The organism is Burkholderia sp. Ac-20344, assembly GCF_017104975.1.
Lineage (GTDB): Bacteria > Pseudomonadota > Gammaproteobacteria > Burkholderiales > Burkholderiaceae > Burkholderia.
Genome location: NZ_JAAGPP010000236.1, coordinates 1 through 9,214 on the forward strand (window position 1 = coordinate 1; position 9,214 = coordinate 9,214).

General features: G+C 70.1%; 13 protein-coding genes and 1 pseudogene. 5 read left to right on the forward strand and 9 right to left on the reverse strand.

Going from position 1 to position 9,214, the window contains the following annotated elements; genetic code table 11:
- Positions 1 to 378, forward strand: a pseudogene (locus G3N64_RS36870) (malto-oligosyltrehalose synthase); the annotation flags it as partial.
- Positions 379 to 805: 427 nt separating this feature from the next.
- Here the strand turns inward: G3N64_RS36870 and G3N64_RS36880 are convergent.
- Positions 806 to 1,120 (reverse strand): DUF1488 domain-containing protein, encoded by a 315-nt coding sequence (locus G3N64_RS36880; RefSeq protein WP_205788551.1) that lies wholly within the window; start codon positions 1,118 to 1,120, stop codon positions 806 to 808.
- Positions 1,121 to 1,321: 201 nt separating this feature from the next.
- Positions 1,322 to 1,693 carry a hypothetical protein gene (locus G3N64_RS36885; RefSeq protein ID WP_205788552.1) on the reverse strand — a complete coding sequence of 124 codons (372 nt, stop codon included), beginning with the start codon at positions 1,691 to 1,693 and terminating at the stop codon, positions 1,322 to 1,324.
- 179 nt (positions 1,694 to 1,872) lie between these two features.
- On the opposite strand from G3N64_RS36885, the gene G3N64_RS36890 reads away from it, so the two are divergent.
- Together G3N64_RS36890 and G3N64_RS36895 are read left to right on the forward strand one after the other, a co-directional pair.
- Positions 1,873 to 2,229, forward strand: a complete 357-nt coding sequence (locus G3N64_RS36890; RefSeq protein ID WP_205788553.1) for a DUF3175 domain-containing protein — start codon at positions 1,873 to 1,875, stop codon at positions 2,227 to 2,229.
- Between the two features lie 40 nt (positions 2,230 to 2,269).
- The gene (locus tag G3N64_RS36895; protein ID WP_205788554.1) at positions 2,270 to 3,592 is read left to right on the forward strand and encodes a cation:proton antiporter; all 1,323 of its coding nucleotides are present in this window, start codon (positions 2,270 to 2,272) and stop codon (positions 3,590 to 3,592) included.
- Positions 3,593 to 3,753: 161 nt separating this feature from the next.
- Here the strand turns inward: G3N64_RS36895 and G3N64_RS36900 are convergent, their stop codons facing one another.
- From G3N64_RS36900 to G3N64_RS36925, 6 genes are all read right to left on the reverse strand, one after another.
- Entirely contained in the window at positions 3,754 to 4,140 is a 387-nt protein-coding gene (locus G3N64_RS36900) for a DUF3022 domain-containing protein (protein WP_205788555.1), read from the reverse strand.
- Positions 4,137 to 4,298 carry a DUF1328 family protein gene (locus G3N64_RS36905; RefSeq protein WP_027792525.1) on the reverse strand — a complete coding sequence of 54 codons (162 nt, stop codon included), beginning with the start codon at positions 4,296 to 4,298 and terminating at the stop codon, positions 4,137 to 4,139. Before G3N64_RS36905 ends, G3N64_RS36900 begins: the two co-directional genes overlap by 4 nt.
- A 46-nt stretch (positions 4,299 to 4,344) precedes the next feature.
- Positions 4,345 to 4,533, reverse strand: a complete 189-nt coding sequence (locus tag G3N64_RS36910) for a DUF3008 family protein (RefSeq protein WP_205788560.1) — start codon at positions 4,531 to 4,533, stop codon at positions 4,345 to 4,347.
- Positions 4,534 to 4,609: 76 nt separating this feature from the next.
- Positions 4,610 to 6,061: an RNA polymerase factor sigma-54 gene (rpoN, locus tag G3N64_RS36915; RefSeq protein ID WP_205788556.1), complete on the reverse strand. Its 1,452-nt coding sequence runs from the start codon at positions 6,059 to 6,061 to the stop codon at positions 4,610 to 4,612.
- Positions 6,062 to 6,273: 212 nt separating this feature from the next.
- On the reverse strand, positions 6,274 to 6,564 hold the full coding sequence (locus G3N64_RS36920) for a hypothetical protein (RefSeq protein ID WP_205788557.1): 291 nt from the start codon (positions 6,562 to 6,564) through the stop codon (positions 6,274 to 6,276).
- Between the two features lie 156 nt (positions 6,565 to 6,720).
- A complete protein-coding gene (locus G3N64_RS36925; RefSeq protein ID WP_205788558.1) occupies positions 6,721 to 7,026 on the reverse strand; it encodes a hypothetical protein in 306 nt (101 codons plus the stop codon).
- A gap of 158 nt (positions 7,027 to 7,184) precedes the next feature.
- Between G3N64_RS36925 and G3N64_RS36930 the strand changes: the two genes are divergently transcribed.
- Together G3N64_RS36930 and G3N64_RS36935 are read left to right on the forward strand one after the other, a co-directional pair.
- Positions 7,185 to 7,409, forward strand: coding sequence for a hypothetical protein (locus G3N64_RS36930; protein WP_205788561.1), 225 nt, complete (start codon positions 7,185 to 7,187; stop codon positions 7,407 to 7,409).
- A 79-nt stretch (positions 7,410 to 7,488) separates the two neighbouring features.
- A complete protein-coding gene (locus G3N64_RS36935) occupies positions 7,489 to 7,920 on the forward strand; it encodes a CBS domain-containing protein (RefSeq protein WP_205788559.1) in 432 nt (143 codons plus the stop codon).
- 134 nt (positions 7,921 to 8,054) lie between these two features.
- Here G3N64_RS36935 and G3N64_RS36940 read toward each other — a convergent pair.
- On the reverse strand, positions 8,055 to 9,214 hold a 1,160-nt coding region (locus tag G3N64_RS36940; RefSeq protein ID WP_241021403.1), incomplete at its 5' end, for an ATP-binding protein.

The following is a 9,214-nucleotide window of genomic DNA, read 5'->3' on the forward strand; positions in this document are numbered from 1 at the left end:
GCGCGATGGCCGGCGACGTTCGCGCACGGCGCGTATGTGCCGCTGCGCGTGCGCGGCCCGCTCGGGTGCCATGCGCTGGCGTTCGCGCGGCGCAGCGATGAGGCCACCGTGGTGGTGGTCGCGACGCGGCTCGCGTGCCGGCTGCTCGGTGAAGCGCCGGAATTGCCGCGCGTGGCGCCCGCGCAATGGGGCGATACGGCGGTCGTGCTGCCGCGCGATGTCGACGGGTCGTGGACGGACTGGCTGAATGCCCGGGATGGACGGGATGGGCGGGACGCAATCGACGCTCCGAAGCGCATGCTGCCACTCGACCGCTGCCTGGCCACGTTGCCCGTCGCGGTGCTCGTTGCCGCGCACCCGCCCGTCATGCGTCGGTGACGTCGGGCTCGCTCGCGTCGTTGCGCTGCACGCATTGCACGACAGACAGCCCGTCGGCTGTCAGCGCGGGCCAGCGCTCGCCCGACGTGTCGTCGTGCTGCATCACGATCAGGCGCCGTTCGACTCGCGCGACGCGTCCTCGCGATCGATCCCGATCTGCTCCGGTGCCCGATGCACCAGGAGCAGCGTGGCGAATTCATGGGCGGTCAGCATGCTCGTTCCCCATTGGCGGCTGCGCGAGGTGTGCGCCGGTACGAAGCAACGCATGCAGGGACCATGCCGGTTGACGTGGCGCAATCGCCGCCCGCGCGGCTTGCGCGCGGCGCGACGTGACACCGCGCGGCGGCCGGCGGCCGGTGCAAAGTTTTCAACGGCGTGTAATGCCGGGCGCAAACCGCCGCACCGCGCGCCGGGAACGACAGCGGGGTCAGGACCGCCGTGACGGGGACAGGCCGGCCGGCGCGCGGAAATCGCCGCTATGCAGCACCACGCCGCTGTTGCCGTCGGCCAGCACGTCCGCGCATGCGGCTTCGATCCGCGCGCGGCCCTGTTCGAACGCATCGCGCAGATCGGCCTCCAGCGCGGACCGCGCGCCGAAATGGTCCTCCAGCGCTTCGACCGTGATCGCCCAGGTCTGCGGTTCGCCATCGACGTCGACGACGAAGCGCAACTGCAGCGCCGCACCGTCGAACACGGGCGGCACATCGACCAGCGTCACGCGGCGGGCGGAACCGGACGGCATCGTCTCAGGCGCCCCACGCCGCGAGGCGATCCACCGGCCCACCGTCGACCGCGAGGATGGCAATCTTGCAATGATCCAGCCTGCCATTCATGCGTCCCTCCGTTCACGTGGCGGCACACACCGTGCCATGCTTGTCGCGCAGCAAGCGACATGCCCGCAAACCCGTTCGCGTGGACGGAATCGCCTGGCCGATCGACACGGTTACTGCAGCCGGCACGCGGCGTCGAGCATCGCATCGGTCAGCTCGACCGTCAGCGTCACGTTCCCGTCGGGCAGGCGGTCGAGCAGGTCCTGCACCGTGTCGTGCAGGATCGCGTGCACGCGCATCCGCGTGCCTTCGTCGAGATCCGCGTAGCGTTCCATCGTGTCGCAGTCGAGCACGAGCACGACCGAATGCCCCGCGGTCTCGGGCGGCGGATCGGCCGCCTGCGCCCACGCCGCCTGAAACATGATCCTCCCCGTTGCGACGTCGACATGCACCGTCGTATCGAGATCGTCGGCGTCGATCGACTCGCCGTCGGCATCGTTGTCGATCTCGTCGTTCTCCAGTTGGATCCGGGAATGCGATTGCATGTTGTCCTCCTGCTTGATGGCGGGATGGCGGGATGGCGTGTTCTGCCCGTCTTGTCCAGCAACGCCCGTGCCGCCGGCAGCATGGGTTCGTCACGTTGACGATGCGCGTCTGCGGCACGCGGTTTGCGCCGCCAACGCCTGTACTCCGTCCCTTGTGAACCCCCAATGGAGCCCACGCAATGACTTCCGCTACCGCTTCCCGCGCGCACGGCAAGCGCCTGGTGCGGCACCCGGGCCGCGCCCGCGGCATCGACCCGCAACACCGCAAGCGCTGGTCCGCCGGCGTCACGCAAACCAGCGATGCGCTCGACATCGAGCCCGACATCTTCAAGTCCGACGATCCTGCCGCGATCGCCGCGTCGCTGAAGCATTCGGCCGAACACAGCCGCCGCCGCAAGGCATCGCCGTTCCAGTCGGCGATGTCGATGCTGAACTTCTACGTGAACCGCGCGGGCCGCAACCTGCCGAAAACGCGCCGCGCAACGCTCGAACGCGCCAAGCGGAAACTGCGCGAGGCCTTCGGCCGCAAGCCGTGACGGCGCGCGAGCGCGTCACCCGCATGCAGCGACGGCACACATGCACGAGACGCTCTGGTACCTGATCGTCGGCGCGGTGCTGATGGGCATGGGCGTCGCGACGTCCGCACTGCGCCACCTGCCGTGCAGCGCCGCGATGATCTACCTGGCGCTCGGCGTCGCGCTCGGCCCGTCCGGCGCCGGCCTGCTGCAGCTCGACATCGGCCGCGATGCACGGCTGCTGCGCGAGATCGTCGAGGTCGCGCTGCTCGTGTCGCTGTTCGCGATCGGGCTGCGGCTGCGCGTGCCGCTCACCGACCGGCTGTGGCGCGTGCCGTGCCGCCTCGGCCTGCTCGCGATGGCCGTCACCGTCCCGCTGCTCGCCGCGTGCGCGATGTGGATACTCGGGCTCGACTGGGGCCCTGCGCTGCTGCTCGCGGCGACCCTCGCGCCGACCGACCCCGTGCTCGCGCACGACGTGCAGGTGCACGACCCGGGCGATCGCGACCTCGTGCGCTTCGCGCTGTCGGGCGAAGGCGGCCTGAACGACGGAATCGCGCTGCCGTTCGCGCTGGCCGGGCTCGCGCTGTGCGGCGCGCACGACGCGACGCACGGGCCGCCGCCGCTGTCGGGCGCGTTCGTGCTCGCGACGCTGTGGGGCATCGCCGGCGCAGCCGCGATCGGCGGCGGCCTCGGCTGGATCACGACGAAGACGATCGGCTGGCTGCGCACGCGCCACGCCCAGGCGCTCGGCCTCGAAGGCTTCTTCGCGCTCGCGCTGATCGTGCTGTCGTTCGGCGCCGCGCAGTTCGCGCACGCGTTCGGGTTCATCGCGACGTTCGCGGCCGGGGTCGCGATGCGCCGCGTCGAGCATCGCGCGAGCGGCGACCGCATGCCGAGCGAAGTGATCGGCCAGATCGATTCGGCCGACGTCGTCGCTACCGAGAAGCATCCGGAGAAAGCGCACGCGTACATGGCCGAATCGGTACTCGGCTTCACGATCGAACTCGAACGGATCGCGGAAGCCGTCGTCATGACGATGATCGGCAGCGTGCTCGCGACGTTGCCGGGCCCGCTGCTCACGTGGGGCGCGGCGGCGCTGGCCGTCGTGCTGTTCGTCGCCGTGCGGCCGCTCGCGGTGCGGGTCGCGCTCGCCGGGTCGCGCGCGACGCATGCGCAGCGGCGACTGATGGCGTGGTTCGGCATCCGGGGAATCGGCTCGTTCTACTACCTGCTGTTCGCGCTCGAGCACGGGCCGTCCGGCACGGTGCGCCCGCTCGCGGCACCCGTGCTGGCTGTCGTGTCGGCGTCGGTGATCGTGCACGGGATCTCCGCGACGCCGCTGATGAACTGGTACCACCGGATGCAGCAGCATCGGCGTTGATGCGCCCGGGATGCGCGGGGCCGCGCAGCCGGGCCGCCACACGCGAGCGGCAGCCTCGGGGTTGGCTGATGGAGGAATCGGCATCGACGTGCGCACGCCGCGTTCGGGGATGCAACGGCCACGCGGTTCGCCGCGCCGCCACCCGCCAAGCGGCTGCCGTGTCAGGGCGCGCGCAGCGCCGCATCGAGTTCGGCGCGCGTCACGTCGAGCGCCACGTCGCACTCGATCGCCGCATCCTCGACGCGCGGCTTGCGCTCGTCCACCGCACGCCGCGCGCTGTCGCACAGATGCGTGCGTACGCGCAGCCGGTCGGCCGCGCCGAGCGACGCATAACGCGTGATCACGTCCGGATCGAACCGAAGATCGATCGCGCAACGCCATTCGCGCGCGCCCTCGTCGGCCGGCACACGCACCCACGACACCTGGATCGTCAGCCGCCCAGAAGCGTCGTCCGCATGCACGACGACCGTCGACTGCGACGGGAAGCCGTTCGCGAGCGCGTGCTCGAGTTCCGCGATGCGCTGCGACCGGTCGGGCGCGCGGCTCATCGTCGCACGACGCCCAGCAGCAGCGTGACGAGGAAGATCACGACGAAGATATAGAACAGGATCTTCGCGATCTCCGCCGCGCCGGCCGCGATCCCGCCGAAGCCGAACACGGCCGCGACGATCGCGATGATGAAGAAGATGATGGCGTATCGCAGCATGGATACCTCCTGGATCGCAGCAGTCGTCAGTACACGTCGTCGCCGGTCACGCATCGTGCCTGTGCTCCGGTTTGCCGCGCCTCGGCGTCGACGCCATTTCCTCGAGTTCCTTTTCGCTCATCGACCTGGCCATCGACTTTGCCGGCGGCTTGAGGTCCTTCATTTTCGTCTTGCCGCGCCTGGCCGACAGTGCGGCTCCCGCCGCACGCTGCTGGGCCTGCGATTTGGCTGGCATGGTTGCGCTCCTGCCGTTGGCGCGCGCGTCGACACGACGGTCGGCGCCCGCGCGCGATGGGTTCACCCGGCAGCCGTCATGCGGCGTCGCGGCGCCGCAGGTCGGCCGGCGGAATCTTCATTGCCTGGCGATACTTCGTCACCGTGCGTCGTGCAAGCAGGATGCCGCGGCCCGCGAGGTTGTGCGCGAGCGCGACGTCGGACAGCGGATCGGTGTGCCGCTCGGCCGCGATCATGTCGCGGATCAGCACCTTCGCGGCCGCGGCCGAACACACGCCCTTGCCGGCCGCCTCGAGCTTGCGCGGGAAGAAATGCTTGAACTCGAACGTGCCGTGCGGCGTGGCCATGTACTTGTTGCCCGTCGCGCGCGACACGGTCGATTCGTGCAGGTCGAGTTCCTCGGCGATGTCGCGCAGCACGAGCGGCTTCATCGCAATTTCGCCATAGCGGAAGAAATCGCGCTGCCGCGCGACGATGCATTCGCCGACGCGCTGGATGGTGTCGAAGCGCTTCTGCACGTTGCGGATCAGCCAGCGCGCTTCCTGCAACTGCTGGCCGAGCGGCGAATCGCGCTCGCCGCTCGACTGCGCAAACAACGTCGCATAGCGTTCGTGCAGCCGCGCACGCGGCAGCACGGCCGGGTTGATCGTCACGATCCAGTCGTCGCGCACCTGGCGCACGATCACGTCGGGCACCACGTAGTCGCCACGCGTGCTGCCGTAGTGATTGCCGGGACGCGGGTCGAGCCCGCGCACCAGTGCGCAGGCCGCCTGCAGCGTCTGCGGGTTGCAGCCGATACGCCGCTGGATCTCGGCCGTCTCGCGGCGCGCGAGCCGCTCGAGGTGCTCGCGCGCGATCGCTTTCGCTTCCGCGAGCGCCGGCGTGCCGGCCGGAATCGCGTCGAGCTGCAGCACGAGACACTCGGACAACGAGCGCGCGGCCATGCCGGGCCGGTCGAGCATCTGCACGAGCCGCAGCGCGACCGCGAGATCCTGCTCCGACAACAGCAGCGCGGGATCCGCCGCGACCAGCAGTTCGGCCAGTTCCTGGCGCAGGTAGCCGTCGTCGTCGAGCGCGTCGATCACGATGCGCGCGGCTTCGCGGTCGCGCCTGTTCAGCGGATAGAGCCGCAACGCATCGTGCAGTTGCTGATGCAGCGACGGTTCCGCGGCCAGCCATTCGCCGGGCGACAGGCCGCCCGCATCGTCGCCCTGCCGGCTCGTGCCACGCGGCGCGGGCGCGGCCGTCAACGATACTTCGGACACGTCGGGCACCTCGCCGTCCGGCGCACGCGCGTCGTCGGGCTCGGGCACCGCTTCGGGCGCGGCGGCTTCGCCCTGCGCGCCCGGTGCGTCGGCGGCAGGCTCCTCGTCGCCCTGGCCATCCTCGAGAAACGGATTCTGATCGAGCGCCTGCCGCAATTCCTGTTGAAATTCGAGCGAGGACAACTGCAGCAACCGCAGCGACTGCTGAAGCCTCGGCGTAAGTGCCAGATGCTGTCGCATCTGCAGCGCAAGCGAGACGGTCATCGATGGTCCTCCTGACGTTTCGCGGGTTTCGCTTCGTATCGGTCAGGATTCACGCAGTTTCCGTGCCAGGCACACCGATCGCCCCGCGTCGCGGGTCACGCGAATTCGACTCCCGTCTTGCCGCGCGTCAGGGCCGCTTTTTTACAAGGCGGCGGCAAGTTTTGGGCACGCGTTTCGCGCACCGTCCCGCCATGCGCATGCCGTGGGTCGAATCAGTACAGCATCGGCGGCGGGGCGCCCTGCACGCCGTTCGGGCCCGGCGGCGGTACGTCGGCCGGTTCGCCGACATCTGCGCCCGGCGGCATCGTGTTGCCCGGCGACGGACGCGTCTCGTAACGCGTATTCGCATCGGGCATCGTCGTGCCCGGCGGCGCCGCGTGGCCACCGGGCGGCGGGGGCGGCGCGCCGCGCGCGCCGTAGGGGGCAGGCTGCGTGCACGCGGCCAGCGCACACGCGGCGGCCATCATGCATACGCCCGCGCGTATCGTGCGGATCGGTTTCATCGAAATCCTCCTGAGTCCGCGACAGCCGAGGAATCGGTCGAGCCGGTCCAGGCAAGTCCGCAATCCGCGTGCCGTCCGCTGGCGCGCCACGCGCCCTCTCCCGCGGTACGCCAGGCATTCGGTCCACCGTCTGCTGCGACGCTCGCCGGCGCGTCGCTACGCGTCATACGCGGCCATCACGAGCCACAGCTCGCGGCCGTCGTCGTACACGCGCGCCGCGAGCGCATACGTGTCGGCGGGCTCGCACGCGCGCTGCAGCGCGAATCGCGCCGGCTCGGTCGAGCCGAACGTTTCGTCGCCGAGCGGCCGCACGTCGGCCTTGCCTTCGAACATCCGGCGCTCGGGTCGATAAATCAGTGGCTCACGCTTCCATTCCGTGAAGTGGCTCTTCACCGAATCGAAACCGCCGCCGCAAACGTTGAGCTCGTAGCGCACACCCTGTCGCCGTTTCGGAATCGTCATCGTGCCTCCGCTCGATGTGCGCGCGGCCGGCACCGGTCGCGACGCGCGTGGTCGTCATCGTCATTCCCGTCGACGTGGCAATTCGCGTGCCGCGCGCAAACCCGGGCATGGCCGTTGCGGAACGCCCTGCGTCGTCGTCATCCGCAGGGAGCCTCGCCATGAAGGATTCGCCCCGGCCCGGCCATGACGCGCCGGCGCGGAAGCATCAGGAGCGCACGTGCACGCGCCATTCGGAACGCCGCATCGACCCGCAGCTCGATGACACGTTTCCCGCGAGCAACCCGCCCGCGACCGGCGGCGTCACGCGCATGGAGCCCGGCATGCCACCCGATACGCATGACGAAAGGCCGCAACAGGACCCGCGCGAACGCGGCGGCGAATGACCGGCCGCGCGTGCCGGACTGCGTGCGCTTTGCCGAATCCACCGACGAATCGCCGCACCGACCCCACGAGGAGGACACCATGCACCGTGTCAACGAGATCATGTCGCAGGACGTCGTGCGCATCGCGCCGACGGATTCGATCCGCCATGCCGCGCAACTGATGGAGCGCTACGACATCGGCGCGCTGCCCGTGTGCGACAACAACCGGCTGGTCGGGATGGTGACGGATCGTGACCTCGCGGTGCGCGCAATCTCGGCCGGCAAGCCGCCGGAAACGCGAATCCACGAAGTCGCGTCGGGCCCGATCGAATGGTGTTTCGACGACGATTCGCTGGACGAGATCCAGCACTACATGGCCGACGCGCAGTTGCGGCGCCTGCCGGTCGTCGATCACGACAAGCGGCTGGTCGGCATGCTGTCGCTCGCGGACATCGCGACGCGCTCGGCCGGCCCGGCGCGCGACGACGTCGCGAACACGCTCGAAGGCGTGTCGCAGCCGAAGCGGACGTGATTGAACGTGGGATCGCCGCGAGCGATGGCACCGGGAGGACATCAGGCAACCCCTCCCGTCGAGGTCAGCCTCGCGATACCGGAAACGGTCGATGCGACGGACGAGCGATGGTCGAGAGACGGACGGCCGCAACGTCAGCCGTCCTGCTTCGTCGCGCGCACGATCTTGTCCGCCAGTTCGCGCACGTCGACCGGCTTGCACAGATAGCCGTCGAACCCGGCCTCGAGCGCGCGGCGCTCGTCGGCAAGGCCCGCATGCGCGGTCACGGCAAGCACCCGGATGCCGGGCGTCGCACCGCCGCCGGTCGTGCCGGCGCGCCGCAACGCGTCGAGCAGCCAGAAGCCATCGCCGTCGGGCATCGCGAGATCGGACAGCACGACGGTCGGCCGCAGGTCGGCGGCCACCGCGAGCGCTTCGCGCCCCGTCGACGCGATCGCGACGGCCGCGCCGAACGTCGTCAGCGCGGCGGTGAGGCTCTCGCGTGTCGTCGCGTCGTCGTCGACGATCAGGATGCGCTGCGTATCGAGCATCGGCGGGGCGCGGTGGCCGTCCGCGCGCGCCTCCCCCCACGCCATCGCACCGATCGGCTGCCAGCCGGCCGGCAGTGTCACCGTGAACGTCGCGCCGCGATTGCGGCCGGCGCTCCTGACCGTGACGCTGCCGCCGTGCAGCTCTGCGATATGCCGCACGATCGACAGCCCAAGGCCAAGCCCGCGCCGCGACGACGCGGGCGAATCGTCCGCGCGGCGGAACATGTCGAACACGTACGGCAAGAATGCCGGCACGATCCCCTGCCCGGTATCGCCCACGGTCAGCACCACGTGCGCGGCGTCGCGCGCGAGCCCGACCGTCACGCTGCCACCGGCCGGCGTGAACTTGAGCGCGTTCGATACGAGGTTCGACAGCATCTGCCGCAATCGCTCGGCATCGCCCGACACGACGCAGGTCGTCGCCGCACAGTCGAACTCGAGCGCGATGCCGGCCGACGACGCGGCCGTCCGGAACGCACCGACCGAATCGGAGAACAGCCGCACGACGTCCACCGGCACCGCATCGAGCTGCAGCTTGCCGGTGGCGAGCGACGACGCGTCGAGGATGTCGCCGACCATGCGCGTAAGCGAGCGCGCGCTGCGGTCGATTGCGTCGATCGCCTGCTGCTGCAGCGCACCGTCGCCCGAATTGCGCAACACCTCGACCCAGCCGTAGATCACGTTCAGCGGCGTGCGCAACTCGTGCGACACCGTCGCGAGCAATTCGTCCTTCAGACGGTTCGACGTCGCGGCCTGGTCGCGCG